Origin of the sequence: Enterobacter asburiae (assembly GCA_011754535.1) — a bacterium.
GTDB classification, from domain to species: domain Bacteria; phylum Pseudomonadota; class Gammaproteobacteria; order Enterobacterales; family Enterobacteriaceae; genus Enterobacter; species Enterobacter cloacae_N.
Genome location: JAAQVN010000001.1, coordinates 1,991,200 through 2,017,427, shown reverse-complemented (window position 1 = coordinate 2,017,427; position 26,228 = coordinate 1,991,200). Strand labels below are relative to the sequence as shown.

Annotated in this window: 30 protein-coding genes and 1 other annotated feature; of the genes, 14 read left to right on the top strand and 16 right to left on the bottom strand. The window is 57.0% G+C overall.

Annotated features, from left to right (window positions below):
* Window positions 1-33: 33 nt before the first annotated feature.
* Genes chuS through HBM95_09515 form a run of 4 tightly spaced genes read left to right on the top strand, consistent with a single transcriptional unit; the run spans window position 34 to window position 3,644 of the window.
* Window positions 34-1,062 carry a hematinate-forming heme oxygenase ChuS gene (gene chuS / locus HBM95_09530; protein ID NIH43170.1) on the top strand — a complete coding sequence of 343 codons (1,029 nt, stop codon included), beginning with the start codon at window positions 34-36 and terminating at the stop codon, window positions 1,060-1,062.
* A complete protein-coding gene (locus tag HBM95_09525; protein ID NIH43169.1) occupies window positions 1,059-1,880 on the top strand; it encodes a hemin ABC transporter substrate-binding protein in 822 nt (273 codons plus the stop codon). The genes chuS and HBM95_09525 overlap by 4 nt, the downstream gene beginning before the upstream one ends.
* Window positions 1,880-2,872, top strand: a complete 993-nt coding sequence (locus tag HBM95_09520) for an iron ABC transporter permease (protein ID NIH43168.1) — start codon at window positions 1,880-1,882, stop codon at window positions 2,870-2,872. The genes HBM95_09525 and HBM95_09520 overlap by 1 nt, the downstream gene beginning before the upstream one ends.
* Complete coding sequence (locus HBM95_09515) at window positions 2,865-3,644, top strand: heme ABC transporter ATP-binding protein (protein ID NIH43167.1); 780 nt, start codon at window positions 2,865-2,867, stop codon at window positions 3,642-3,644. The genes HBM95_09520 and HBM95_09515 overlap by 8 nt, the downstream gene beginning before the upstream one ends.
* On the opposite strand, the gene HBM95_09510 is transcribed toward HBM95_09515, so the two are convergent.
* The gene (locus HBM95_09510; protein NIH43166.1) at window positions 3,611-4,534 is read right to left on the bottom strand and encodes a LysR family transcriptional regulator; all 924 of its coding nucleotides are present in this window, start codon (window positions 4,532-4,534) and stop codon (window positions 3,611-3,613) included. The genes HBM95_09515 and HBM95_09510 overlap by 34 nt on opposite strands.
* A gap of 140 nt (window positions 4,535-4,674) precedes the next feature.
* Between HBM95_09510 and HBM95_09505 the strand changes: the two genes are divergently transcribed.
* Genes HBM95_09505 through HBM95_09485 form a run of 5 tightly spaced genes read left to right on the top strand, consistent with a single transcriptional unit; the run spans window position 4,675 to window position 9,449 of the window.
* Window positions 4,675-5,382 carry a CoA transferase subunit A gene (locus HBM95_09505; protein NIH43165.1) on the top strand — a complete coding sequence of 236 codons (708 nt, stop codon included), beginning with the start codon at window positions 4,675-4,677 and terminating at the stop codon, window positions 5,380-5,382.
* A 2-nt stretch (window positions 5,383-5,384) separates the two neighbouring features.
* A complete protein-coding gene (locus HBM95_09500; protein ID NIH43164.1) occupies window positions 5,385-6,041 on the top strand; it encodes a CoA transferase subunit B in 657 nt (218 codons plus the stop codon).
* 9 nt (window positions 6,042-6,050) lie between these two features.
* Complete coding sequence (locus tag HBM95_09495) at window positions 6,051-7,232, top strand: acetyl-CoA C-acetyltransferase (GenBank protein ID NIH43163.1); 1,182 nt, start codon at window positions 6,051-6,053, stop codon at window positions 7,230-7,232.
* Window positions 7,233-7,276: 44 nt separating this feature from the next.
* Window positions 7,277-8,668 (top strand): GntP family permease, encoded by a 1,392-nt coding sequence (locus HBM95_09490; GenBank protein NIH43162.1) that lies wholly within the window; start codon window positions 7,277-7,279, stop codon window positions 8,666-8,668.
* Between the two features lie 10 nt (window positions 8,669-8,678).
* Window positions 8,679-9,449, top strand: coding sequence for a 3-hydroxybutyrate dehydrogenase (locus tag HBM95_09485; protein ID NIH43161.1), 771 nt, complete (start codon window positions 8,679-8,681; stop codon window positions 9,447-9,449).
* A 43-nt stretch (window positions 9,450-9,492) separates the two neighbouring features.
* Here the strand turns inward: HBM95_09485 and HBM95_09480 are convergent, their stop codons facing one another.
* From HBM95_09480 to thrS, 14 genes are all read right to left on the bottom strand, one after another.
* A complete protein-coding gene (locus HBM95_09480) occupies window positions 9,493-10,935 on the bottom strand; it encodes a YdiU family protein (protein NIH43160.1) in 1,443 nt (480 codons plus the stop codon).
* A 61-nt stretch (window positions 10,936-10,996) separates the two neighbouring features.
* Window positions 10,997-11,713, bottom strand: a complete 717-nt coding sequence (locus HBM95_09475; protein ID NIH43159.1) for an EAL domain-containing protein — start codon at window positions 11,711-11,713, stop codon at window positions 10,997-10,999.
* A 291-nt stretch (window positions 11,714-12,004) separates the two neighbouring features.
* The gene (locus HBM95_09470; protein ID NIH43158.1) at window positions 12,005-12,469 is read right to left on the bottom strand and encodes an endopeptidase; all 465 of its coding nucleotides are present in this window, start codon (window positions 12,467-12,469) and stop codon (window positions 12,005-12,007) included.
* Window positions 12,470-12,543: 74 nt separating this feature from the next.
* On the bottom strand, window positions 12,544-13,299 hold the full coding sequence (btuD, locus tag HBM95_09465) for a vitamin B12 ABC transporter ATP-binding protein BtuD (GenBank protein ID NIH43157.1): 756 nt from the start codon (window positions 13,297-13,299) through the stop codon (window positions 12,544-12,546).
* On the bottom strand, window positions 13,299-13,850 hold the full coding sequence (locus tag HBM95_09460) for a glutathione peroxidase (protein ID NIH43156.1): 552 nt from the start codon (window positions 13,848-13,850) through the stop codon (window positions 13,299-13,301). The genes btuD and HBM95_09460 overlap by 1 nt, the downstream gene beginning before the upstream one ends.
* Before the next feature lie 32 nt (window positions 13,851-13,882).
* Window positions 13,883-14,863, bottom strand: a complete 981-nt coding sequence (gene btuC / locus HBM95_09455) for a vitamin B12 ABC transporter permease BtuC (GenBank protein NIH43155.1) — start codon at window positions 14,861-14,863, stop codon at window positions 13,883-13,885.
* A 102-nt stretch (window positions 14,864-14,965) separates the two neighbouring features.
* A complete protein-coding gene (ihfA, locus tag HBM95_09450; GenBank protein NIH43154.1) occupies window positions 14,966-15,265 on the bottom strand; it encodes an integration host factor subunit alpha in 300 nt (99 codons plus the stop codon).
* 4 nt (window positions 15,266-15,269) lie between these two features.
* Window positions 15,270-17,657, bottom strand: a complete 2,388-nt coding sequence (gene pheT, locus HBM95_09445; protein NIH43153.1) for a phenylalanine--tRNA ligase subunit beta — start codon at window positions 17,655-17,657, stop codon at window positions 15,270-15,272.
* A 15-nt stretch (window positions 17,658-17,672) separates the two neighbouring features.
* Window positions 17,673-18,656: a phenylalanine--tRNA ligase subunit alpha gene (gene pheS / locus HBM95_09440; GenBank protein NIH43152.1), complete on the bottom strand. Its 984-nt coding sequence runs from the start codon at window positions 18,654-18,656 to the stop codon at window positions 17,673-17,675.
* 62 nt (window positions 18,657-18,718) lie between these two features.
* Window positions 18,719-18,843, bottom strand: a sequence feature (Phe leader region).
* Window positions 18,794-18,838, bottom strand: a complete 45-nt coding sequence (gene pheM / locus HBM95_09435; protein ID NIH43151.1) for a pheST operon leader peptide PheM — start codon at window positions 18,836-18,838, stop codon at window positions 18,794-18,796. Its footprint overlaps the feature before it by 45 nt.
* A gap of 117 nt (window positions 18,844-18,960) precedes the next feature.
* Complete coding sequence (gene rplT / locus HBM95_09430; protein NIH43150.1) at window positions 18,961-19,317, bottom strand: 50S ribosomal protein L20; 357 nt, start codon at window positions 19,315-19,317, stop codon at window positions 18,961-18,963.
* A gap of 50 nt (window positions 19,318-19,367) precedes the next feature.
* Complete coding sequence (gene rpmI / locus HBM95_09425; protein NIH43149.1) at window positions 19,368-19,565, bottom strand: 50S ribosomal protein L35; 198 nt, start codon at window positions 19,563-19,565, stop codon at window positions 19,368-19,370.
* A gap of 97 nt (window positions 19,566-19,662) precedes the next feature.
* Entirely contained in the window at window positions 19,663-20,205 is a 543-nt protein-coding gene (infC, locus tag HBM95_09420) for a translation initiation factor IF-3 (GenBank protein NIH43148.1), read from the bottom strand.
* Between the two features lie 3 nt (window positions 20,206-20,208).
* Window positions 20,209-22,137, bottom strand: coding sequence for a threonine--tRNA ligase (gene thrS, locus HBM95_09415; protein NIH43147.1), 1,929 nt, complete (start codon window positions 22,135-22,137; stop codon window positions 20,209-20,211).
* A 321-nt stretch (window positions 22,138-22,458) separates the two neighbouring features.
* Here thrS and yncL point away from each other — a divergent pair, with 321 nt between their 5' ends.
* A complete protein-coding gene (gene yncL, locus HBM95_09410) occupies window positions 22,459-22,551 on the top strand; it encodes a stress response membrane protein YncL (protein NIH43146.1) in 93 nt (30 codons plus the stop codon).
* 97 nt (window positions 22,552-22,648) lie between these two features.
* Window positions 22,649-22,756, top strand: coding sequence for a hypothetical protein (locus HBM95_09405; protein ID NIH43145.1), 108 nt, complete (start codon window positions 22,649-22,651; stop codon window positions 22,754-22,756).
* 114 nt (window positions 22,757-22,870) lie between these two features.
* Here the strand turns inward: HBM95_09405 and HBM95_09400 are convergent, their stop codons facing one another.
* Window positions 22,871-23,629, bottom strand: a complete 759-nt coding sequence (locus tag HBM95_09400; protein NIH43144.1) for a YdiY family protein — start codon at window positions 23,627-23,629, stop codon at window positions 22,871-22,873.
* Window positions 23,630-23,925: 296 nt separating this feature from the next.
* Here HBM95_09400 and pfkB point away from each other — a divergent pair, with 296 nt between their 5' ends.
* The 3 genes from pfkB to HBM95_09385 all read left to right on the top strand — a co-directional run bounded on the left by pfkB (window position 23,926) and on the right by HBM95_09385 (window position 26,217).
* Entirely contained in the window at window positions 23,926-24,858 is a 933-nt protein-coding gene (gene pfkB / locus HBM95_09395; GenBank protein NIH43143.1) for a 6-phosphofructokinase II, read from the top strand.
* Window positions 24,859-24,960: 102 nt separating this feature from the next.
* Window positions 24,961-25,251, top strand: a complete 291-nt coding sequence (gene ghoS / locus HBM95_09390) for a type V toxin-antitoxin system endoribonuclease antitoxin GhoS (protein NIH43142.1) — start codon at window positions 24,961-24,963, stop codon at window positions 25,249-25,251.
* Between the two features lie 105 nt (window positions 25,252-25,356).
* Window positions 25,357-26,217, top strand: a complete 861-nt coding sequence (locus HBM95_09385) for a fructosamine kinase family protein (GenBank protein NIH43141.1) — start codon at window positions 25,357-25,359, stop codon at window positions 26,215-26,217.
* The last annotated feature ends 11 nt before the right edge of the window (window positions 26,218-26,228 follow it).

Genomic DNA, 26,228 nt, shown 5'->3' with positions numbered 1-26,228 from the left:
CCCTTCGGGGCCACTCTTCAGAAGGATAAGACAATGAATCACTACACACGCTGGCTTGAGCTAAAAGAAGAACATCCGGGTAAGTACGCGCGAGACATCGCAGGGTTAATGAACATCAGCGAGGCGGAGCTGACCTTCGCGCGCGTGGGCCATGACGCCTGGCGCCTGCGCGGCGACATCCGCGATATCCTGGGCGCGCTGGAAGCCGTGGGTGAAACCAAATGCATCTGCCGCAACGAGTATGCCGTGCACGAGCAGGTTGGCAGCTTCACCAACCAGCACCTGAAGGGCCACGCCGGGCTGGTGCTGAACCCGCGCGCGCTGGATCTTCGCCTGTTCCTCAACCAATGGGCGAGCGCGTTTCACCTCAGCGAAGCCACCCCACGCGGCGAGCGGCAGAGCATTCAGTTCTTCGATCGCCAGGGCGATGCGGTGCTCAAGGTCTATACCACGGACAACACCGACCTCGCCGCCTGGGGCGATGTGCTGACCCGCTTTATATTTGCCGATAATCCGCCGCTTGAGCTGGGCGCTGCGGATGCCCCGGCTCACGCCGAAAACGCGGATGCCGCTCTCGTGGATAAGGAGTGGCGCGCCATGACTGATGTGCATCAGTTCTTCAGCCTGCTCAAACGCCACAATCTCAGCCGCCAGCAGGCGTTTCGCCTGGTGGGCGACGATCTTGCCTGTAAGGTGGAGAATAGCGCGCTGGCACAACTGCTGGAAACGGCACGTCAGGACGGCAACGAAATCATGGTATTCGTCGGTAACCGCGGCTGCGTGCAGATCTTCACCGGTGCAGTACAGAAAGTCGTGCCGATGAAAGGCTGGCTGAACATCTTTAATCCCGCCTTTACGCTGCATCTGCTGGAAGAAACCATCGCGGAGAGCTGGGTGACGCGCAAGCCAACCGCAGACGGCCACGTCACCAGCCTGGAGCTGTTTGCCGCCGACGGCACGCAAATCGCGCAGCTTTATGGCCAGCGTACCGAAGGCGAGCCGGAGCAGAGCCAGTGGCGCAGCCAGATTGACGCCCTGACGCCAAAAGGGCTGGCCGCATGAAAACGTGGTTAGCCCTGCTGTGCGCCCTGCCTCTGGTAGCGTTTGCCGCCGCGCAGGAGAAAATTGTCGCCCTTGGCGGCGACGTGACGGAGATTGTCTATGCGCTTGGCGCGCAGTCTTCTCTGGTCGCACGCGACAGCACCAGCCAGTGGCCGCAGGCGGCAAACGATCTGCCTGACGTGGGATATTTACGTCAGCTCAACGCCGAAGGCATTTTGTCCATGCGCCCCACGCTGGTGCTGGCCAGCGACCAGGCGCAGCCGTCTCTTGCGCTGAAGCAGGTCGAACAAAGTCACGTCAGGGTGGTTACCGTTCCTGGCCGCAACGACCTGAGCGTCATTGACGAAAAGGTTCGGGTGATTGCCGACGCCACGCACCGTGAAGCCGAGGGGGAAGCCCTGCGCAACACGCTGCGTCAGGCGCTGGCGGCGCTGCCCGCAGCGCCCCTTAACAAGCGGGTGCTGTTTATCCTCAACCACGGGGGAATGACCGCGATGGCCGCCGGGCAGCAGACCGGCGCAGACGCCGCCATCCGGGCCGCCGGGCTGCAGAACGCGATGCAGGGATTCACCCGCTATCAGCCGCTGTCGCAGGAAGGAGTCATTGCCAGCCGGCCCGACCTGGTAGTGATTTCGCAGGACGGCGTGAACGCGCTGGGCGGCGAGGAAAACCTGTGGAAGCTGCCCGGCCTGGCGCAAACCCCGGCGGGACGCAACAGGCAGATGCTGGCGATTGATGATATGGCCCTGCTGGGCTTCAGCGTGCGAACGCCGGATGCCATCCAGAAGCTGCGCGCCAAAGCGGAGCAACTGCCCTGATGTCCCGACGGATCGCATTGTCGTTGTGGATGCTGGCCGCGATCCTGAGCATCATGACGCTCACGGCGACGGGGTTTGGGGCATTGCACCTGCCGGTCAGCCTGCTGTGGAGCGGCAGCGATGAGGCAATGCGTCAGATCTGGCTTACCATTCGCCTGCCCCGCGTGCTGCTGGCGCTGGTGATTGGCGGTGCGCTGGCGCTGGCCGGCTGTGTGATGCAGGGGCTGTTCCGTAACCCGCTGGCGGACCCGGGTTTGCTGGGGATCAGCAGCGGCGCGGCGCTGGCGGTGGCGCTGTGGGTGGTTATTCCCGCCGCTTTACCTGCCCTGCTGATGCTGTATGCCCCGATGCTTGCGGCGTTCCTCGGCGCGCTGGCCGCAACCGTCCTTATCTTCCTGCTCAGCCAGCAGCGTCACGGCTCCTTGTCCCGCCTGCTGCTGGTGGGGATCGCCATCAACGCCCTGTGCGGCGCGGCCGTCGGGGTACTCTCCTGGCTTAGCAACGATGCCCAGCTTCGCCAGCTTTCCCTCTGGGGAATGGGCAGCCTCGGGCAGGCGCAGTGGTCCACCCTGCTGGCGGTAACGTCGCTGATGGTGCCCGCGGTGCTGATTATCTGGCGGCTGGCCGCCCCGATCAATTTGCTGCAGCTGGGCGATGAAGAGGCGCACTATCTCGGGGTGGATGTTGCCACTGTGCAGAGGATCCTGCTGCTGTGCAGCGCCCTGCTGGTTGCCGCGGCGGTGGCCGTCAGCGGCGTGATCGGCTTTATTGGCCTTGTGGTGCCGCACCTGATGCGCATGTGGCTGGGAGCCGACCACCGGGCCGTCGTTCCCGGCTCGGTGCTGGCCGGCGCGCTGCTGCTGCTGGTTGCCGACACGCTGGCGCGCACCCTGGTCTCCCCGGCGGAGATGCCCGTCGGGTTATTGACCAGCCTTCTCGGTGCGCCGTGGTTCCTGTGGCTTATCTTTCGTCGCGGAGGTACGCATGGCTGAACGCTATTGTGCGGAGAACATTTTCTTTCACGCCGGGCAGCGGACGCTGATCGACGATGTGTCGCTTACTCTCTCTCAGGGTGAGCTGGTCGCACTGATTGGCCCCAACGGTGCCGGGAAGTCGACATTATTGCGGCTGCTTACCGGCTACCTCAAGCCCGCAAGCGGACGCTGCACTCTGGCCGGCACGCCGCTTGCGGACTGGCCGCCGGATACCCTCGCCCGCTACCGGGCGGTGATGCGCCAGAATACACAGCCTGGATTCGACTGGCCGGTAGAAGCGGTGGTCGGTATGGGCCGGGCGCCCTGGACTCGCGCCCCTGAAGCATCAGTGGTTGAGGAAGTGATGGCGATTACGGGCTGTTTACCGCTGGCGGGCAGACACTATTCGACGCTCTCCGGCGGCGAGCAGCAGCGGATCCAGCTCGCCCGCGCGCTGGCCCAGCTCTGGTGCGACGGGGCACCGCGCGGCTGGCTGTTTCTTGATGAACCCACCTCCGCGCTGGATCTCTACCACCAGCAGCATCTGCTGCGCCTGCTGAAATCCCTGACCCGTCGGGGTCACCTCCACGTCTGCGTGGTGCTGCACGATCTCAATCTGGCGGCGCTGTGGGCAGATCGCATTCTGCTGATGCACAACGGCAGGCTGGTCTCCCGCGGCGCGCCGGAGGACGTGCTGCAGGCCGGGACGCTGGCGCGCTGGTACGGCGCGCAGGTGTGCGTTGGCAGCCACCCGGATCACCCCGTACCGCAGGTATTTCTCGCCCCCTGAGCGGGCTGGTAAAAATCCTTCAGCGTTTCCAGCAGGGCATGCGCCGCTTTAGAGAGCTGCGTGTGCCCTGGATGGATTGCTCCGATGCACTTTTCAATAGGCGGGCTATCCAGCGGGATACAGACCGCGCCCAGTGCCGTCATCTGTGCCTCGCAGAGCGCCGGTACGGCGCTGCCGCCCAGTCCGCTGGCGACCATGCGCCCTACTGTCACCAACTGATGACTCTCCAGCGCCACGTCCAGCTTTCTGCCGCTTCGCGCCAGCTCCTCCTCCATCATCAGACGTACCGCCGAAGGGCGCTGCAGGGTAATGAAATCCAGCGTCAGCAGCTCTTCCCATGCCAGCCGCTTTTTGCCCGCCAGCGAGGAATCTTTCGGCACAATGGCAACAAACCTGTCGAGCCCCAGCGGCGTAAACAGCAGGTTGTGCGTGGGGGCCGGTTCGAAGGCGATCCCCATCTCAACCCGCCCTTCACGCACCATCTCAATCACCTGCTCGTTGATGACGTCATGCACGGTGACGTTGATCCCGGCGTGGCGATCGCGAAACGCTTTCAGCACCTCGGGCAGGACATTCGCGGCAAACGACGGCATGGCGGCGACCGAGATTTTACCGCGCTGCAGGGTAAAGCACTGGTGCATCGCCTCTTCGACGTTATCCCAGTCGGCAAGCAGCTGGCGCGCCATCGGCAAAAACGTCTCTCCCTCCTGCGTCAGCGCGACCTTGCGCGTGCTCCGCTGCAGCAGCGGGCCACCGAGCGCGTCTTCCAGACTTTTAATCGTCAGGCTCAGTGCCGGCTGGGAGAGATTTAAGCGTTCGCTGGCGTGCGCGAAATTGAGAGTGTGAGCTACCGCTAAAAACGCGCGTAACTGTTTGACACTCATTCTCATTTTTCATCCTGTTAACCAATTGAAAAGAATTAGTTAACAGTAAATTAATAAGAAAACCAAATGAGTGGGTCACAAATTCAAAATTAACAAATGAGTCGCCGCCCCTAATGATACCGGCACGGTTAACGGGAGGGATGACTATGGCAGGACTGGATAAGCGCGTCGGCAGCTATGCGCAGGCGCTGGATGGGCTGACGGACGGAATGACCTTGCTGGCAGGCGGCTTCGGTCTGTGCGGCATTCCGGAGAACCTTATTGCAGAGGTCAGACGCCGTCAGGTGAAAGATCTGACCGTGGTGTCAAACAACTGCGGCGTGGACGGTTTCGGTCTCGGGATACTGCTCGAAACGCGGCAGGTGCGCAAAGTGGTGGCCTCTTACGTCGGCGAAAACGCGCTGTTCGAGCGGCAAGTGCTGAGCGGCGAGCTGGAGATTGAACTCACGCCGCAGGGCACGCTGGCGGAAAAGGTGCGCGCGGGCGGCGCGGGCATTCCGGCATTTTACACGGCCACCGGCTACGGCACGCCCGTGGCTGTCGGTAAAGACGTGCGCCAGTTTGCGGGGAAGCACTACATCCTTGAAGAGGCTATTACCGGTGATTTCGCGCTCATTAAGGGCTGGAAAGCAGACTGGTACGGCAACGTTATCTATCGCCATACCGCGCAAAACTTCAATCCGCTGATGGCAACGGCAGGCCGGATCACGGTGGTGGAGGTGGAAGAGATTGTTCCGCCGGGTGAGCTGCCCCCCTCGGCCATTCACACCCCGGGAATTTACGTCGACAGGCTGATTGTCGGCCAGTTTGAAAAACGCATTGAACAGCGCACGCTGCGCGCGGAAGGAGTGTGACGATGTTAACCCGTGAACAGATGGCCATGCGCGTCGCCCGCGAGCTGCGCGACGGTTACTACGTCAACCTGGGGATCGGCATCCCTACCCTGGTGGCGAACTACATTCCGGACGGGATGGATGTGATGCTCCAGTCGGAAAACGGGCTGCTGGGGATGGGCGCGTTTCCTGATGAGCAGAGCCTTGACGCCGACATGATCAACGCCGGTAAACAGACCGTGACCGCGCGGACCGGCGCGGCCATTTTCGACTCGGCCCAGTCGTTTGCCATGATCCGCGGCGGCCATGTCGACCTGACCGTGCTGGGCGCGTTTGAAGTGGACGTGGAGGGCAACATCGCCTCGTGGATGATCCCCGGAAAGATGGTGAAGGGCATGGGCGGCGCGATGGATCTTGTCGCCGGGGCACAGAACATCATCGTGGTGATGACCCACGCCTCAAAAAGCGGTGAGTCAAAGCTGCTGCCGCGCTGCACGCTGCCGCTCACGGGCGCGGGCTGCATCCGTCGGGTCCTGACCGATCTCGCGCTGCTGGAAATCGAGGACGGCGCGTTCATTCTGCGGGAATACGCCCCGGGCATCAGTATTGACGAGATCGTGCGTAAAACGGCAGGGAAAATCATTGTGGCGGATGACGTGCGCGAGATGCGCTTCAACTGAGGGGTCAGCATGAAAAAGGTCATGATTGTCGGGGCAACGCGAACCCCCATAGGCAGTTTTCGCGGATCGCTCTCGTCCCTTTCTGCGGTTGAGCTTGGGGCCGTCACGGTACGGCACCTGCTTGAGAACAGCGGTCTCAGCACAGAGCACATAGACGAACTGATTTTCGGACAGGTGCTGACGGCCGGATGCGGGCAAAACCCCGCCCGCCAGACGGCCATCAGCGCCGGATTGCCTGTCAGCACGCCGGCGACCACCGTCAACCTGGTGTGCGGCGCGGGCTTAAAAGCGGTGCAGCTCGCCGCCCAGGCGATCCGCTGCGGCGACGCGGAGGTGGCTATCGCCGGCGGTCAGGAGAGCATGAGCAACGCGCCGTATCTGCTGGACGGCGCACGTGCCGGGCTGCGTTTCGGGCATGCGGGCCTTAAGGACAGCATGATTACCGACGGCCTGTGGGACGCCTTCAACGATTACCACATGGGGCTCACCGCTGAAAACGTCGCCCGTGAGTATGACATTTCCCGCGAGGACCAGGACGCCTTCGCCGCCCGGTCGCAGCAAAAAGCGGCCTCCGCCATCGAAGCGGGTCGCTTTGACGACGAGATAGCGCCGGTGACGGTGAAACAGGGTAAAAAACCGCCGCTTATCGTCAGCCGTGACGAACAGCCCCGGCCATGCACCACCGCTGAGAAGCTGGCCCAGCTGCGCCCCGCATTTTTACACGAGGAAGGCACCGTCACAGCGGGGAATGCCTCCACGCTCAACGACGGTGCTGCCGCGGTGCTGCTGATGAGCGAGGAAAAGGCGCGGGAGAGCGGATTGCCTGTTTTTGGCCGCATCGTAAGTTACGCCGTGACGGGCGTTGATCCGTCGGTAATGGGTATCGGCCCGGTCAGCGCCTGCCGGACGGCACTGGCGCGGGCGGGCTGGACGCTCGACGAGGTGGACCTCATTGAAGCTAACGAAGCCTTTGCCGCCCAGGCGCTGGCGGTGGGCCAGCAGCTTGGCTGGGATGAACGCAGGGTGAACGTTAACGGCGGCGCTATCGCCCTGGGTCATCCGATTGGCGCCTCCGGCTGCCGCATCCTCGTGACCCTGCTGTACGAAATGCAGCGCCGTGACGTTAAAAAAGGGCTCGTCACCCTGTGCGTAGGCGGCGGGCAAGGCATTGCTCTCACCGTCGAGCGTTAAGCCTCTCGTTGGTACCCGAATAATAATTAAAGTGAGGAGTCGTAATGAGTGTGTTAATAGCCCTGGCGGCGCTGGCGCTGCTGATGCTGGCGGCCTATCGCGGATATAGCGTTATTTTGTTTGCGCCGATCGCGGCGCTCGGCGCCGTGCTGCTGACCGATCCGGGTGCCGTCGGCCCGACGTTTACCGGCCTGTTTATGGAAAAGATGGTGGGCTTCGTCAAGCTCTACTTCCCGGTGTTCCTGCTGGGTGCGGTGTTTGGCAAGCTGATTGAGCTTTCCGGTTTTTCACGCTCCATCGTCGCCGCCGCGATCCAGATCCTCGGGCGTCGACACGCCATCCCGGTGATTGTCCTGGTGTGTGCGCTATTAACCTACGGCGGCGTTTCACTGTTCGTGGTGGCGTTTGCGGTGTACCCGTTTGCCGCCGAGCTGTTTCGCCAGAGCGGCATCCCTAAGCGGCTGATCCCGGCCACCGTCGCGCTGGGGGCGTTCTCGTTTACCATGGACGCCCTGCCCGGCACGCCGCAAATCCAGAATATCATCCCCACCAGCTTCTTTGGTACGAACGCCTGGGCGGCGCCGTGGCTGGGGCTTATCGGCTCACTGTTTATTATCGTCTTTGGCCTGCTCTGGCTGGAGCGCCAGCGTCGTAAGGCGCTGAATAACAATGAAGGTTACGGCACGGATCTGAAAAATGAGCCCGAAACGCCGGATGACATTAACCTCCCGCATCCGCTGATTGCTATCTCCCCGCTGCTGCTGGTGGGCATACTGAACCTGCTGTTTACCCGCTGGATCCCCGGCTGGTACGGCACGACCCACGAGCTTACTCTGCCAGGTCTGGCGAAACCGATTGTCACCGAGGTGGGCAAGATCACCGCCATCTGGGCCGTGGAAGCGGCGCTGATCTCCGGTATTGTGCTGGTGCTGATTTTTGGCTTTCGCAATATCCGGGGGCGTCTGGCTGAAGGCAGCCGGACCGCGGTGAGCGGTGCCATTTTGGCGGCGATGAATACCGCCTCCGAATACGGTTTCGGCGCGGTTATCGCCGCCCTGCCCGGGTTTCTGGTGTTATCCAAAGCGCTGGCGACTATCCCGAATCCGCTGTTGAATGAGGCCATCAGCGTGACCGTTCTCGCGGGGATCACCGGCTCGGCGTCCGGCGGAATGAGCATCGCCCTTGCGGCGATGGCCGATACCTTTGTTGCTGCCGCCCACGCAGCCAATATCCCGCTTGAGGTGCTGCACCGCGTGGCCTCGATGGCGAGCGGCGGGATGGATACGCTGCCCCATAACGGCGCGGTGATTACCCTGCTGGCTATCACCGGCCTGAGCCATCGCCAGGCCTACGGCGGCATTTTCGCAATCACCATCATTAAAAGTCTGGCAGTGCTTTTTGTCATTGCCGTGTTCTATCTGACCGGCATTGTGTAAGGAGAGAAAAATGAATCTGAACGGTAAAACCGCCCTGGTGACCGGCTCGACCAGCGGCATTGGCCTGGGGATCGCCCGCGTGCTGGCAAAGGCGGGCGCGCAGCTGATCCTAAACGGTTTTGGCGACAGCGCATCGGCACGGGAAGAAATTGCGCAACTGGGTAAAAAGCCGGGCTATCACGATGCGGATCTGCGGGACGTATTGCAGATTGAAGCCATGATGCGCTACGCCGAATCGCAGTTTGGCGGCGTGGACATTCTTGTGAACAACGCCGGGATCCAGCACGTGGCCCCGGTCGACGCCTTTCCGGTGGAGAAGTGGAACGACATTATCGCCATAAACCTCTCCGCAGTGTTTCACACCAGCCGGCTGGCGCTGCCGGCCATGCGCGAGAAAAACTGGGGGCGCATTATCAATATTGCCTCCGTTCACGGGCTGGTCGCGTCGAAAGAGAAATCGGCCTACGTTGCGGCCAAGCATGGCGTAGTGGGCTTTACCAAATCGCTGGCGCTGGAAACCGCCCGCACGGGTATTACCGCCAATACCATCTGCCCCGGCTGGGTACTGACGCCGCTGGTACAACAGCAAATTGATAAGCGCATCGCGGATGGCGTGCCGCCGGAGCAGGCTCGCGAACAGCTCCTTGCAGAGAAACAGCCTTCAGGGGAGTTTGTTACCCCGGAGCAGTTGGGTGAACTGGCGCTGTTTTTGTGCAGCGAGGGCGCCGTGAACGTTCGCGGCGCCGCGTGGAATATGGATGGCGGCTGGGTTGCTCAGTGATGAACAGGCCGGGTAAGGCGCCCCCGCCGCCCGGCCAAAATCCTTAACTTGAGCAGCTGACTTCCAGCCGCTTGCCCCAGTCGGGCGGGCGGCTGACGTAATCATCATCCCGGTCGGCAAACGGCGTGCGCAACGCCAGATGCAGACGGTGTAGCTCGTCATACTCGCCCTGCTCTGCCTGCTCAATCGCCCGCTGCGCCAGCCAGTTGCGCAACACCATTGCCGGATTCGCTGCGTTCATCTGTACCTGACGTGTAACATCGTCTACCTGCTCCTGCTGCAGCCGCGTGCGGTACTGTGTAAACCAGTCGTCAAACGCCTGCCGGTCAATAAACTCGTCGCGCAGCGGCGAGGCGGCGCTGTGCTGCTCCGTCTGGCCCAGCATGCGGAAGGTGCGGGTGTAATCGCTCCCTTCACGCGCCATCAGGGCAAACAGTCCGTTAAGGATGTCGTTATCACCCTTCTCCTGGGTCATCAGCCCCAGCTTGTTACGCATCAGCGTGCCGTATTCCCGCAGCAAAAGGTCCTGATAGCTGTCGAGCGCATCGTTCAGGGCATCGACGTCGATAAACGGCGATAATGTTTGTGCAAGCCGCTGGAGGTTCCACAGCCCAACCGCGGGCTGATTGTCAAAGCTGTAACGCCCCTGATAGTCGGAATGGTTGCAGATATACCCCGGCTGATAATCATCCAGGAAACCAAACGGACCGTAATCAAAGGTCAGGCCAAGAATCGACATATTGTCCGTGTTCATGACCCCGTGAGCAAAGCCTACCGTTTGCCAGCGCGCAATCATCGTGGCGGTACGGGCAACCACGTCCCGGAACCAGAGAACGTATTTATCCGCCTCATCCTGCAGATGCGCCCAGTGGTGGCGAATGGCGAAGTCCGCGAGCTGGCGAACCTTGTCCGGCTCGCGGCGATAGTAAAAGTGCTCAAAATGACCAAAGCGCAGATGGCTTTGCGCAATGCGCATCAGCATCGCCCCCTTTTCCACCGTTTCGCGCGTCACCGGCGTGTCGCTGGTGACGATCGACAGCGCGCGGGTAGTGGGAATACCCAGCGCATGCATCGCTTCGGATGCCAGGCTTTCGCGTATTGTAGACCGCAATACCGCCCGCCCGTCGCCCATCCGTGAATATGGGGTAAGACCTGCGCCTTTGAGATGCCAGTCAACCGTCTCTCCGTTGGGAAGGCGTTGTTCGCCGAGCAGGATCCCCCTGCCGTCGCCCAGCTGCCCCGCCCAGACACCAAACTGGTGTCCGCTATAGACCTGAGCCAGAGGCTGCATACCGGGGAGAAGCGTATCTCCTCCCCAGACGCCAGCGCTGTCTGAACGCTGAAACATATCAGGCGGAATGGCCAGCTCATCGGCCAGCCGATCGTTATGCCAGATAAGACGTGAATTATGTAACGGTGTTGGTTTGAGTGCGGTGTAAAAGCCAGGCAACTCGTCATGCCAGTGAGCGGTAAAAGACAGGGTCATAAGTCCTCCTGCTTTTAGTGTAGAGGGTTTACCCGGACTTAAACACGGGCGAAAGGCAGGGTTATCGCTGCTGAACGAGCGTTGTGACGTGCTCCGGCGAGACGGCTGGCCAGAGCGCGCCCTGCATGGCACCAAAATTAAAGGACAGGACGCGCTGCAGCAGAGCGTGGTCGTCAATGCCGGAGACGATCACCGACTGGCAGTGCGGCGTTATTTGCCAGAGGATCGCGCGCATAAAAGGCTCGAAAGAAAGCTCCGAAGCACGCTGCTGGATGAATCCTTTATCAAGAATAACCCGTTTAAATAATCCATCATAGACGGCCTTGAGCGATGCAGCACCGGCACCAAAGTTTGCCAGGACCAGCGGAAAATGGATCGCCATTCTTGCCAGTTGCAGATCGTCCTTTCCGTTATTTAAACCTGGATAGTTCTCATTAACAGTAAACTCAAGAAACGGATAACGCTCAAGAATTGAAACAGCATTCCCATTACTTAATAAAAACTCAACAATTGCTGGTGTAATATTGATCCATGCAATTAACTGATGCTGAATAAAAAACAGTTTACAGGTATCAAGCAATTGCAGTTTTTCGTTAAACAGCGCTAACTCTTCTGCCGCTGAAAGCCGGGGGATAACGAGCTCGGTAGGGATCCTCACATCGGTGCCGACGCCAGTAAAGTTAACCAGTATTTCTAAACCTTTTAGCTCGCCTGCACTATTACGGGCAGGCAGAAGCATCAGTTCAGACTGGTAAGCATTATCTAGCGTAATAATCATTGCACTCGCCCCGCATTAAAGATGAGAGAGGACATCCTGGAGCAATTGCTGACACAATTCCACTGTCTTGATTTTAATAAGTTTAATTTCATTAGTTCCGTATTAATTTTCAGATTTATCCCTGAATCTAAAATAATCTTATCCTGGTTACAGAGTAATAGCCAGTTTTAGATAAAACAGACACATAAGGATGTTGCTAATTTAGGTAAATTTAACTTTAATCAGCTTATTTGAGAAAAACGGCATGGTTTAATAGTTACCATGCCGACATAAAAAACGTGTTCGGGCAGACTAAATACGTCGCGCCTGCCAGAAATTTTTACGCCAGTACACGTTATCGAGAGAAGAGCGCATCACGCCGCGGCTGGTAGAGGCATGAATAAACTGGTTGTCTGTATCATATATGCCAACATGCAAACCGCTTTCTCCCGAGCCGGTTTTGAAAAAAACCAGGTCCCCGGGCAGGAGATCGTCTTTATCAATTTCTGTTCCTATTTCCGCCTGTTTGCGCGTGTCTCGCGGAAGCTGTAGATCAAACTTGTCACGAAACGTCATCAGGACAAAGCCTGAGCAGTCCACCCCGCCGCGGCTCATGCCGCCGTAGCGATAAGGCGTACCGCGCCAGTTGCTCAGCTGATCGTTAAGGCTGGCAATGACGGTGATAGAATCTGATAGCCGTGGGTTAGGCGGCGGTGCACGATGGCTGCTACATCCCGCAAGAAAGAGTGCCGCCACGAGGAGAAACCAGAATCGCATTTTCAGACGAATCCTCTGCTTTTATTGTTCTTTCGGTAATTTAGCGTGCAATTGTGTTCACAGGCAAGAAACGGTTACTCCTGCCCGGTAGAAATCAGCATCTTATGTCCCTCTATATCCAGCCTGCGGAACGACATGCTGTAGGCGCGGGCGAGATTTGGCGGCGTAAGGACCCGATCCCGCGTGCCGCTGGCAATCATTCTGCCGCGCGACAGGAGCCATACCCGATGGGCGTGACGCAGCGTATGGTTAAGATCGTGGCTGCTCATCACTACGGCGATACCTTTCCTGCTCAGAGTGCTTAACAGGCTATCCAGCGCCGCCTGCTGGGCAACATCCAGACCGCTCATCGGTTCATCCAGCAGCAGCAGCCTCCCGTGAGGATTGCCCGCGGGATGGATCTGCAGAATGACCGCCGCCAGACGCACCCGCTGCCATTCACCACCGGAAAGCTGGCTGGCATGCCGGGACAGTTTATCTTCCAGCCCTAACGCCGCAGCCACTTCCTCCAGCAGTGCCGTATGCTGTTTGTCGTGCAGATGCAGCATCAGATAATGCCAGACCGGCATCGCAAAAGGCGGTACCTGCTGCTGCACCAGGTAGCTGCGCCGGTGGGCCAGCGAGGCGGGTGACCAGTCGGCCAGGGCATGTTCCAGCAGCGTAATCTGCCCAGGCCCGGTGGTCAGCCCCGCCATCCGCGCCAGCAGCGTACTTTTACCCGCGCCGTTTGGTCCGACGAGATGCAGGATTTCGCCCGAATCGATGCCGCAGGTTATCGGCTCCAGACGCCCCTTCTCGGCGACGTCCGTGAGCTGCATCAGGAGTGGCATTATTTCGCCAGCGCCAGCTTGATAGATTCCATGACGATCGGATCCTCAGGCGTCATATCCGGCGAAAAACGCTGAACGACCTGGCCGTCACGACCAATCAGGAATTTTTCGAAGTTCCACAGAATGTCGTCCGGATAGAGCGGCGCACGGCCTTTGCTGGCCATACGCTCGTAAAAACCGCTTTCTTCCGGCGCAACGGCCTTCGGCGCGGCAGCAATCAGCTTCGCATACAGCGGATGGCGGTTTTCACCGTTGACGTCAATTTTGCTGAACATCGGGAACGTCACGCCATAGGTAGTGCTGCAGAAGGTTTTGATCTCTTCTTCGCTGCCCGGCTCCTGGCCCAGGAACTGGTTGCACGGGAAGCCCAGCACGGTAAAACCGTCTTTCTCCCAGGCCTTCTGAATATTCTCCAGCTGCTCGTACTGCGGCGTCAGGCCGCATTTCGATGCCACGTTGACGATGAGCAACACCTTGCCTTTGTAGCCTTCCAGCGTGGTGTTATCCCCATCAATGGTGGTCACTTCGGTATTCAGGATATCTGACTGCATAGCATTCCCTCAGGTTGTCTTACGGGTAGTTTTTAACGTCCGGCTTTTAATAGTAGCCAGATAAAGACTGGCGCGCCCAGCGTAGCGGTCACCACGCCAATCGGCAGCTCTGCGGCCGTCAGGGCAAGCCGGGCGATGATATCGGCCACCAGCAGCGTGGCGGCCCCGGCAACCGCCGAGGCCGGAAGCAAGGTTCGATGATCCGTGAAACCGCACAGACGCAGCATGTGCGGAATGACCAGCCCGATAAAGCCAATCGCCCCCGCCAGGGCCACGCTCACGCCCACCAGCCAGCCAATGGCAATGACCAGTACGTTACGCCAGAAACCAATCGGCATGCCGAGCTGGCGAGCAGAGATTTCCCCCAGCGCGAGCCGGTTCAACGGCTGGGCCTGCAGAGCAGCCCACGCGATGACAGGCACCAGCAGCGCCATTAGCCAGCCCTGCTGCCAGTCAACGCCGCCAAAGCCGCCCATCATCCAGTACATCAGCTGACGCAGGTCAAAGGACGTCGAGAAGTAGACCGCCCAGGTCATCAGCGCGCTACAGATGATCCCCAGCGCGACGCCGGCAAGCAGCAGCCGGCTGGTCGACAGGTGCCGTCTGGCGAAGCGAAGAAGAATGACGGTGATCAGCAGTGCGCCGAGAATGGCGCTCAGGCTAATACTCCAGCCGGACAGCTCTCCCCCGCCCAGCATTACCGCCGCAATCAGCCCGACGCCTGCACCGTTCGACACGCCGAGCAGGCCGGGCTCCGCCAGCGGGTTTTCGAACAGCGCCTGCATAATGGTGCCAGACAGCGCCAGCGCGGCGCCGACCAGGATCACCGCGACGGTGCGCGGCAGACGAATCTGCCAGACGAAGAGCTGCCCGTCAGGCCCCATCCAGCTTTCAGGCCCGATCCAGCTGTCGCCTGCGCAGAGGCTGATACCCGCGGCGAGAATAAGCAGCAGCACCAGCAGAAGCAGGCGACGCCGATCGGAACGGTGCTGACGATGAGCATAATCAAGCATGTGTACGGTTTGTTAGCGAGTGATGTAATTGATTTTACGGCGGCTTTGCCGAAGAGCGCAAAGAAAAAAGGCCGCGTGGGCGGCCTTTTTGGTTAGTTCATATTACTCTGCTTTAGGCGTTGCGTTTTCGACGCGGCTCTTTAACTTCTGGCCGGGTCTGAAGGTCACCACGCGGCGGGCTGTAATGGGAATATCTTCCCCCGTCTTCGGGTTACGGCCCGGACGTTGGTTTTTGTCTCGCAAATCAAAATTGCCAAAACCGGAGAGTTTTACCTGCTCACCATTTTCCAGAGCACGACGGATCTCTTCGAAAAACAGCTCTACCAGCTCTTTGGCATCCCGTTTGCTAAGCCCAAGCTTATCAAACAGATATTCTGACATTTCAGCTTTTGTAAGCGCCATAGGTTCAATCCCTCAATGATGCCTGGAATCGCTCTTTTAATGCCTCTACACATTTGGCGACGGTAGCGGCAATCTCCTCTTCTTCGAGTGTACGGCTGGTATCCTGAAGGATAAGGCTAATAGCGAGGCTCTTGAAACCTTCTGCTACGCCCTTGCCGCGGTACACGTCAAATAAGTTTACGCCAACTACCTGATTTACGCCAACTTTCTTACATTCGGCCAAAATATCTGCTGCGGGCACGTTTTCAGCGACCACAACCGCGATATCACGGCGGTTCGCCGGGAAGCGAGAGACGTCCTGCGCCTGAGGAATAACGCGGTCTGCAACCGGGTTCCACTCCAGCTCGAACACGATGGTACGGCCGTTCAGGTCCAGCTTACGCTCCAGCTCAGGATGAACAACCCCAATGAAACCAACGCGTTTGCCGTCTAAATAAATCGCAGCGCTCTGGCCCGGATGGAGCGCAGGAATCGCTTCCGCGCGGAATTCAATTTCAGATAATTTACCGGTCAGATCCAGAATCGCTTCCAGATCACCCTTCATATCGTAGAAATCAACCGTGCCTTTTGCCAGATCCCAGTGCTCTTCGTAGCGGTTACCGCTGATGGCGCCAGCCAGCATGAGATCCTGACGGATGCCTAAATTTGCCTGATTATCCGGCACAAAGCGTAAACCGCTTTCGAAAATGCGCACGCGGTTCTGCTGGCGGTTCTGGTTGTAAACGATAGTCCCCAGCAGGCCCGTCCACAGGGACAGACGCATCGCGGACATTTCGCTGGAGATTGGGCTTGGCAGGATCAGCGCTTCCTGACCCGGGTGGATCAGCTGCTGCAGCTTAGGATCAACGAAGCTGTAGGTGATCACTTCCTGGTAGCCTTTGTCATTCAGCATGGTTTTCACACGCTTCAGGGACAGGTCAGCTTCACGGTGGGTACCCATTACCAGACCCGCCTGGACAGGCTCGTCAGGGATGTTGTTGTAGCCGTAAACGCGGGCCACTTCTTCCACCAGATCTTCTTCAATTTCCATGTCGAAACGCCATGATGGCGCAACGGCTTTCCACTCGTCCTGGCCTTCGGTCACTTCACAGCCCAGACGCTTCAGGATGTCGGCCACCTGCGCATCGGCAACGTGATGGCCAATCAGGCGATCCAGCTTGCTGCGGCGCAGGGTGATGGTCGCACGCTTAGGCAGCGTCGCTTCGTTGGTGACGTCAATAACCGGCCCCGCTTCACCGCCACAGATGTCGATCAGCAGGCGGGTCGCACGTTCCATCGCTTTGTACTGCAGCGCCGGGTCAACGCCGCGCTCGTAGCGGTGAGAGGCATCGGTGTGCAGGCCGTGACGGCGTGCGCGACCGGTGATGGAGAGCGGACTGAAGAACGCGCATTCCAGCAGGACATTTTGCGTCTCATCGTTCACGCCAGAATGCTCGCCCCCGAAGATACCACCCATTGCCAGCGCTTTGCTGTGGTCAGCAATCACCAGGGTGTCGGCATTCAGTTTGGCTTCAGTGCCGTCCAGCAGCACCAGGGTTTCGCCCTCTTTCGCCATGCGCACAACGATGCCGCCTTCAATGCGATCTTTATCGAACGCGTGCATCGGCTGGCCCAGCTCCAGCAGAACGTAGTTAGTGACGTCAACCACGGCGTCGATTGAGCGGATACCGCAGCGGCGCAGCTTCTCTTTCATCCACAGCGGGGTTGGCGCTTTAACGTTGATGCCTTTCACCACGCGGCCGAGGTAGCGCGGGCACGCGTCAGCAGCGTCAACCTGAATCGGCAGCACGTCACTGATGGTCGCTTCAACCGGCGCAATGTCCGGCGCGTTGAGTTCGGTCTGGTTCAGTACGGCCACGTCGCGCGCCACGCCGATAATGCCTAAGCAGTCGGCACGGTTTGGCGTAACGCTGATTTCGATAGTGTTGTCATCAAGCTTCAGGTATTCGCGGATATCGGTGCCAACTGGTGCATCCAGCGGCAGCTCAATGATGCCGTTGTGATCGTCGGAAATACCCAGCTCGGAGAAAGAGCACAGCATGCCTTCAGACGGCTCGCCGCGCAGCTTGGCGGCTTTGATTTTGAAATCACCCGGCAGCACGGCACCGACGGTCGCCACGGCCACCTTCAGGCCCTGACGGCAGTTTGGCGCACCGCAGACGATATCCAGCAGACGGTCACCGCCCACGTTCACTTTTGTCACGCGCAGTTTGTCAGCGTTAGGGTGCTGGCCGTACTCTACCACTTCGCCGACGACCACACCGTTGAAGGCACCGGAAACCGGCTCAACGCCGTCAACTTCCAGGCCCGCCATGGTGATCTGGTTGGAAAGCGCTTCGCTGTCCAGCGTGGTGTTCACCCACTCGCGTAACCACAGTTCACTGAATTTCATTGTTCTGTCCTGCCCTTATTTAAACTGTTTGAGGAAACGCAGATCGTTTTCGAAGAATGCACGTAGGTCGGTGACGCCGTAGCGCAGCATGGTCAGACGCTCCATGCCCATACCGAACGCAAAGCCGGAGTAAACTTCCGGATCGATACCCACGTTGCGCAGCACGTTTGGATGCACCATGCCGCAGCCCAGCACTTCCAGCCATTTGCCGTTTTTGCCCATCACGTCAACTTCCGCAGACGGCTCAGTGAACGGGAAGTAGGAAGGACGGAAACGAACCTGCAGATCTTCCTCAAAGAAGTTGTTCAGGAAATCGTGCAGCGTGCCCTTCAGGTTGGTGAAGCTGATATTTTTATCAACAATCAGGCCTTCCATCTGGTGGAACATTGGGGTGTGGGTCTGATCGTAGTCGTTACGATAGACGCGACCTGGCGCGATGATGCGGATTGGCGGTTCCTGCTCCTTCATGGTACGGATCTGAACGCCTGAGGTCTGGGTACGCAGCAGACGCGTAGCATCAAACCAGAAAGTGTCGTGGTCAGCGCGTGCCGGATGATGGCCTGGAATGTTCAGGGCGTCGAAGTTGTGGTAATCATCTTCGATTTCCGGGCCAGTCGCCACGGTAAAGCCGAGCTCACCGAAGAAACTTTCAATGCGATCGATGGTGCGGGTGACCGGGTGCAGACCGCCGTTTTCGATACGACGGCCCGGCAGAGAAACGTCAATGGTTTCTGCCGCCAGACGTGCGTTCAGCACCGCGCTTTCCAGCTCGGCCTTGCGTGCGTTCAGCGCCTGCTGGACCTGCTCTTTGGCTTCGTTAATCACCGCACCCGCTGCAGGGCGTTCTTCAGGCGGCAGTTCACGCAGGGTTGTCATTTGAAGGGTCAGGTGCCCTTTCTTCCCAAGATATTCGACGCGGACATTGTCTAACGCGGCAACATCTGAGGCCTGATTAATGGCGGCTGTTGCACTGGCAACCAGCTCTGCGAGATGTGACATGATTTTCCTCATTATGTCGGTGCAGACACCGATTTGGTGGAGTTATTCTCTCAAATTCAGGCACAAAAAAAGCCTCCATCGGGAGGCTTATCTGGCGCTGTTTTTCGTTTCATCTTTCACGCGCTAGCCTCCTGAGATCAGGTGCTAAAGTAAAAGAAGAAGCGGAAAATAGCAGCATTCATGCTTGCGTTACCTTGTGTGGTAAAAACCGTTAAGACCTTATTGAAAAGCCTGGACGGATAAATGTCAATCTTCTGATGGTGTTAAATGAAAAGAGGGAGCAAAGCCCCCTCTCTCAACTGGCTTATGCCAGTGCTGCTTTCGCTTTTTCGACCAGAGCGGTGAACGCTACTTTGTCGAATACTGCGATGTCAGCCAGGATCTTACGGTCGATTTCAACAGAGGCTTTTTTCAGGCCGTTGATGAATTTGCTGTAAGAAATACCGTTCTGACGTGCTGCTGCGTTGATACGCGCAATCCACAGTTGACGGAACTGACGCTTACGCTGACGACGGTCACGGTAAGCGTACTGACCTGCTTTGATAACAGCCTGGAAGGCAACGCGGTATACGCGTGAACGCGCACCGTAGTAGCCTTTAGCTTGTTTCAAAATTTTCTTGTGACGTGCACGTGCAATTACACCACGTTTTACGCGAGCCATATGTGCTCTCCTGTATCTATATTCTTAGTAAAAAATTAAACGTTAACGGCTTATGCGTACGGCAGGCACGCGATAACCAGACCCAGATCGCCTTTAGAAACAAGGCCTTTTGGACGCAGGTGACGTTTACGCTTAGTAGATTTTTTGGTCAGAATATGACGCAGGTTTGCGTGCTTACGCTTAAATCCACCACCACCGGTTTTTTTGAAGCGCTTAGCAGCACCGCGTACGGTCTTAATTTTTGGCATCTTAATAACTTCCACTTCGCATTGTTAAATAAACGAAACATAGGCGAACAAAACCTATGAAACCCGAAGGCTCCACAGATTTTGCTGCTTGAAGGCCTTACTGTTTCTTCTTAGGAGCGAGCACCATGATCATCTGGCGGCCTTCGATCTTCGTAGGGAAGGATTCGACTACTGCCAGTTCACTCAGATCGTCACGGACGCGGTTAAGCACTTCCATACCAATCTGTTGGTGGGCCATCTCACGACCGCGGAAACGCAGCGTGATCTTGGCCTTATCGCCATCTTCCAGAAAGCGAATCAGGCTGCGGAGTTTTACCTGATAATCGCCATCGTCGGTACCAGGACGGAATTTGATTTCCTTAACCTGGATAACTTTTTGCTTCTTCTTCTGTTCCTTAGAAGACTTACTCTTTTCATAAAGGAACTTGCCGTAGTCCATGATACGACAAACTGGCGGTTCGGCGTTAGGGCTGATTTCAACTAAATCTACTCCAGCTTCTTCAGCCTTTTCGATCGCTTCTCTCAGACTCACAATCCCCAGCTGCTCGCCTTCCAGACCTGTTAAGCGAACTTCCTGGGCGCGAATCTCGCCATTGATACGATTCGGACGTGCCGTTTGAACTCGTTTTCCGCCTTTAATACCTTATTCCTCCAGTTGTTGAAGACTGCGGCTGCGAATCTCTTGTTGCAGCTTCTCAATCACTTCACTTACGTCCAGGCTGCCCAGGTCTTTACCACGGCGGGTGCGAACGGCAACTTTGCCTGCTTCCACCTCTTTATCACCACAGACCAACATATACGGGACACGACGTAAAGTGTGCTCGCGGATTTTAAAGCCAATCTTCTCATTTCTCAAGTCTGCTTTTACGCGAATGCCCGCATTTTGTAGTTTCTGCGTCAATTCTTTAACGTAATCTGCCTGAGAATCGGTAATGTTCATCACCACGACCTGCACTGGCGCAAGCCAGGTTGGGAAGAAGCCCGCGAACTCTTCGGTCAGGATGCCAATGAAGCGCTCCAGAGAACCGAGAATGGCACGGTGAATCATGACCGGCACCTGACGCTCGTTGTCTTCGCCAACATAAGAGGCGCTTAAACGCTGCGGCAGGGAGAAGTCCAGCTGTACCGTTCCGCACTGCCATGCGCGATCGAGGCAGTCATACAGGGTAAATTCAATTTTCGGACCGTAGAACGCGCCCTCGCCAAGCTGGTATTCGAACGGAATGCCGTTCTCTTCCAGCGCTACGGCGAGATCCGCTTCTGCGCGATCCCAGGTCTCATCGCTACCGATACGTTTTTCCGGACGCGTTGAGAGTTTGACCACGATCTTCTCGAAGCCAAAGGTGCTGTACATATCGTAGACCATACGAATACAGGCGTTAACTTCATCACGGACCTGATCTTCAGTACAAAAGATATGCGCATCATCCTGAGTAAAGCCACGAACGCGCATCAGACCGTGCAGCGCGCCTGATGGCTCGTTACGGTGGCAGCTACCGAACTCCGCCATACGCAGCGGCAGGTCGCGGTAGGATTTCAGACCCTGGTTGAAGATCTGTACGTGGCCAGGGCAGTTCATTGGCTTGATGCAGTATTCACGGTTCTCAGACGAGGTGGTGAACATCGCATCTTTGTAGTTGTCCCAGTGGCCGGTTTTTTCCCACAGCACACGGTCCATCATGAACGGGCCTTTCACTTCCTGATACTGGTACTCTTTCAGCTTGGAGCGTACGAACGTTTCCAGTTCACGGAAGATAGTCCAGCCATCGTTATGCCAGAACACCATGCCCGGCGCTTCTTCCTGCATATGGTACAGGTCGAGCTGCTTACCGATTTTACGGTGGTCACGCTTCGCGGCCTCTTCCAGGCGCTGCAGGTACGCGTTCAGGGCTTTCTTATCAGCCCACGCGGTACCATAGATACGCTGCAACATCTTGTTGTTGCTGTCGCCACGCCAGTAGGCGCCGGCGATCTTCATCAGCTTGAAATGATGACAGAAGCGCATGTTCGGCACGTGCGGTCCACGGCACATGTCGACGTATTCTTCGTGATGGTACAAGCCAGGCTTGTCATCATGAGCGATGTTTTCATCGAGAATAGAGACTTTGTAGCTCTCGCCACGCTTGACGAAGGTTTCACGCGCTTCGTGCCAGCTGACTTTCTTCTTGATGACGTCATAGTTGGTTTCGGCGAGCTCGTGCATACGTTTTTCGAGCGCGTCGATATCTTCCTGGGTCAGGGTGTGGTCAAGATCAACGTCATAGTAGAAGCCGTTGTCGATAACCGGACCGATCGCCATTTTGGTGTTTGGCCACAGCTGCTTGATAGCATGACCCAACAGGTGCGCGCAGGAGTGACGAATGATCTCAAGACCTTCTTCGTCTTTCGCGGTGATGATTGCAAGCGTCGCATCGTTTTCAATCAGATCGGACGCATCAACCAGCTCACCGTTCACACGGCCGGCGATGGTCGCTTTCGCGAGGCCAGGACCGATGTCCAGGGCAACATCCATAGGGCTAACAGCGTGGTCGAAATGGCGTTGGCTGCCATCAGGAAGAGTAATTACAGGCATTTTATATCCTTATTTGCAGTGATGCCCCACACATAAGAGCATATACAAAGAAAATAATCGTGATTTGACAATAGATTACGACACCATCTGACCAACAATCGTCAAATTGGTTCGTCATCATGCACCTGCCGAATTCAGATTAATGCGGATTTACGGCAAGCGACGTAATGTTAACACTATCAGCAAGGAGATTGCACCCTCTGCAGCCAGATTGATGGGCTGGCATTTCGCGCTAATTTGCAGGCTGCATCTCTCCGGTGCTCGCATTTCAGACATGCTGGGCTACTCTTGAACATGCCTTTAAATCAACAGGTGCATACCATGAATGTATCCAGTAGAACGGTTGTGATTTTGAACGTCCTTTCCGCAACAGGTTTATTGTTGATCCTCGCCGAACGATTCCACTGGTTCTGAGCCGAACCCTCGTTGGCATAACCCGATCGCTCCCGGGAAGGCGCATCTTTTAGCCCCGTTTGATAGACTATGCGTATCAACGAACAAGGATTAGGTTATGCCAACAAAACGATTTGCCGTAAAACACTGGAAAATGGTGCTGGTGCTGGTTGCCATCTGCGGCGCAATGCTGTTATTTCGGTGGGCGGCAATGATTTGGGGCTAAATACAACTTTAGCTGTCCAAATAAAATAAATGCCGTTGCGCGTGAAGAGAATTTATTGGCGCGGGTTAACCATAATAATGAAAACGGGCCGACACCATCATCGGCCCGCTATGATTACATTTTATAGCCCAGAGAAATCGTGGTTCTGCGATCGGTATGATCCGGTGCCGTTTCTGGCGGCGAAGAGTTCCAGGTCACGTTGTAGGCCAATTTCAAACCAAAGTGTTCATTGATAGCCACGTTCAAAGCACTTTCGGAGTTCAGCGTCGTATCCTCGGCACCAAACACAGAAACACCCTGCGTAAATTTGGTGTTGTCGGTCATCTGCCAGGCATACGTGCCAGAAGCATAACCCAGCGGCTGGGTTTCATTTTCGCCATTGGTGTACTCGTCATAGCGGACACCAGGACCGAATTCGAAACGGAGGCTGTGTACCGGTCCATTCAGGAACTGACGACCATAACCGGCGGTGAACACATCGCGCTGGCGATAGCCGTTGAAGCGGTCTGTTAACCAACTAGCCTGACCAAAGATGTAGTCATAGTCGGTCATGTTGTAACGGCTACGTCCACCTACCGCATATTTCTCGGATGAGCGTTCATCGTTAGCGGACGTGTTGCTGGCATTTCCCCACAGCGACCATGCAGTGGTATTGCCGTACCAGGTCAGGGTGCTGTCCGCCGTCAGAGAAGAGCTTTTCGTATTACCCGATTGGGCGAGATACCCGGCGTTCAGGTTACCTTCAAACGGTTTTTTGGCAGTGGAGGGATCGTCCATGACAGTAAAAACGGTGTCATCGGCGGCTGCATTCAGTGATGCAAAAACGCCACCCGCCAGCATCAGTGCTGCGGGTACTGTCTTCAAAAGCTTCATTTTATTTAAGGAGTCCGTACAACAAAAAAAGAGACCACCACGGTCTCGGAAACTTTCTTGAGGATCAATGACAAGGCGTCCAGAGAAAGGTAACAAATTATAAAAAGGCGCAAATAACATAGCAATATTTTCTTATTTCATTTTTTGAATAAGAACGATCTCAAAACGCGTTTTATTTTATATATCCCTCATCGCATTTATGTCAGCATTCATTTTTAAAATCATACTGTTATTTACATTGCCTTCCTGTCGATCGGTGCCAGGCTTAAAAGAACCCATGCTAAAAGGAGGTTATGATGGCTTCAATTTATACGCTGACGCTCTCCCCTTCCCTCGACTCCGCGACCATAACGCCGCAAATTTACCCGGAAGGTAAACTACGCTGTAGCGCACCCGTATTTGAGCCGGGCGGTGGCGGGATTAACGTGGCGCGCGCGATTACTCACCTCGGCGGTAAAGCAACGGCCATATTCCCGGCCGGTGGCGCCACGGGGGAGCATCTTGTTACCTTGCTGGCCGATGAACAGGTTGCCGTGGATACCGTCGACGCCAAAGACTGGACCCGGCAGAACCTGCATGTCCACGTTGAGTCCAGCGGTGAACAGTATCGCTTCGTTATGCCGGGCGCCAGGCTGAGCGATGATGAGTTTCGTCAACTGGAAGAGAAGGTGTTGACTATTGAAAGCGGCTCGCTGCTGGTCATCAGCGGTAGCCTGCCGCCGGGCGTCAGAACAGAAAAGCTGACAGCGCTGGTTGGGGCCGTACTTCAGCGCGGCATCCGCTGCATTGTCGACAGCTCAGGCGAAGCCCTGCAGGCAGCATTGGAACCCGGACAGCTTGAGCTCGTTAAGCCTAACCAGAAAGAGCTCAGTGCGCTTGTTAATCGCGAACTTAGCCAGCCGGATGACGTGCGTACTGCCGCAGAAGAGCTAGTTCGCAGCGGCAAAGCGCACCGCGTTGTCGTCTCTCTCGGTCCTCAGGGTGCGCTGGCCGTCGACAAGACGGGATTTGTGCAGGTTGTGCCGCCCCCAATGAAGAGCCAGAGCACCGTCGGCGCAGGTGACAGTATGGTGGGCGCGATGGCGCTGAAGCTGGCACAGGGCGCGTCACTTCTGGAGATGACCCGTTATGGCGTCGCAGCGGGGAGTGCCGCCACCATCAATCAGGGAACGCGCCTGTGTTCGCTTGCCGATACGCAGAAAATCGTCGATTACCTGTCACGAAGCTGACCGCTATTCCCCTTCCTGACGGAGGGGGATAAACGTCGAAGTCGCCAAATATGGCGTATCGACTATGCTAAAAAAACTTTCAGGATAACAACGAGGTGAATTATGAGCAGTGGTGATATCACCCGCTACGTCGTGACCATCAGCCTTCATGAAGCATCGCTGACCGAGCTTAATGAGCTCAACAACGCCTTTACACGGGCGAACTTCCTGCTCACGCTGACGGATGACGAAGGTCATATTCATGATTTAGGCACCCTGGCGTTTGGCCTGATCGCTGCCCTGAGTGAAGAAGAGGTGCATGCGCTGGCCGCAAGTCTGGTGGAAAGTGTCACCGACAAGCCTGCCGACATTACCGTGGAAACGTGGGAGCGCTGGCAGAAAAAAGAACAATAAGTGCCCTGCATGAAATTAAACCGCTCAGGTGTGCGTTAGTTCGTATTTTTTTACCGCAATTATGCGCTAACTTTATGATCTGGCAGACAACATGGGAGAGTCAACATGTGGCAGGCTATCAGTCATCTTTTACATGAGCAATTGGGTGAAGGTGAAATTGAACTGCGTAACGAGCTGCCGGGCGGTGAAATTCACGCCGCGTGGCATTTACGCTACTCAGGACGCGATCTGTTCGTTAAATGCGACGAGCGAGAGCTGCTCCCGATCTTTACCGCTGAAGCCGATCAGCTTGAACTGTTGTCCCGCAGTAAAACGGTGACGGTACCTGAGGTACTGGCCGTGGGTAGCGACCGGGACTACAGCTTTCTGGTGATGGACTATCTCCCTGCCCGTCCGTTGGATGCCCATAATGCCTTTATTCTCGGGCAACAGTTAGCGCGTCTGCACCAGTGGAGCGACCAGCCCCAGTTTGGCCTCGACTTTGACAACGACCTTTCCACCACGCCGCAGCCCAATGCCTGGCAGCGCCGCTGGGCAACATTCTTTGCCGAGCAGCGCATCGGATGGCAGCTTGAGCTGGCCGCTGAGAAAGGGCTGGAATTTGGCAACATTGATGCCATCGTCGAGCATGTGCAACAGCGCCTGGCCTCCCACCAGCCTCAGGCTTCTCTGCTGCACGGCGATCTATGGTCCGATAACTGCGCGCTGGGCCCCAACGGCCCGTATATCTTTGACCCGGCCTGCTACTGGGGCGACAGAGAGTGCGATCTGGCCATGTTGCCCCTGCATCCCGAACAGCCGCCGCAAATATACGATGGCTATCAGTCTGTCTCCCCCCTGCCGCCGGACTTCCTTGAGCGCCAGCCCGTGTACCAGCTCTATACGCTGATGAACCGAGCCATTCTTTTTGGCGGGCAACATCTGGTCAACGCCCAGCGTGCGCTTGAACGCGTGCTTGCGGTATAAAGACAAAACGG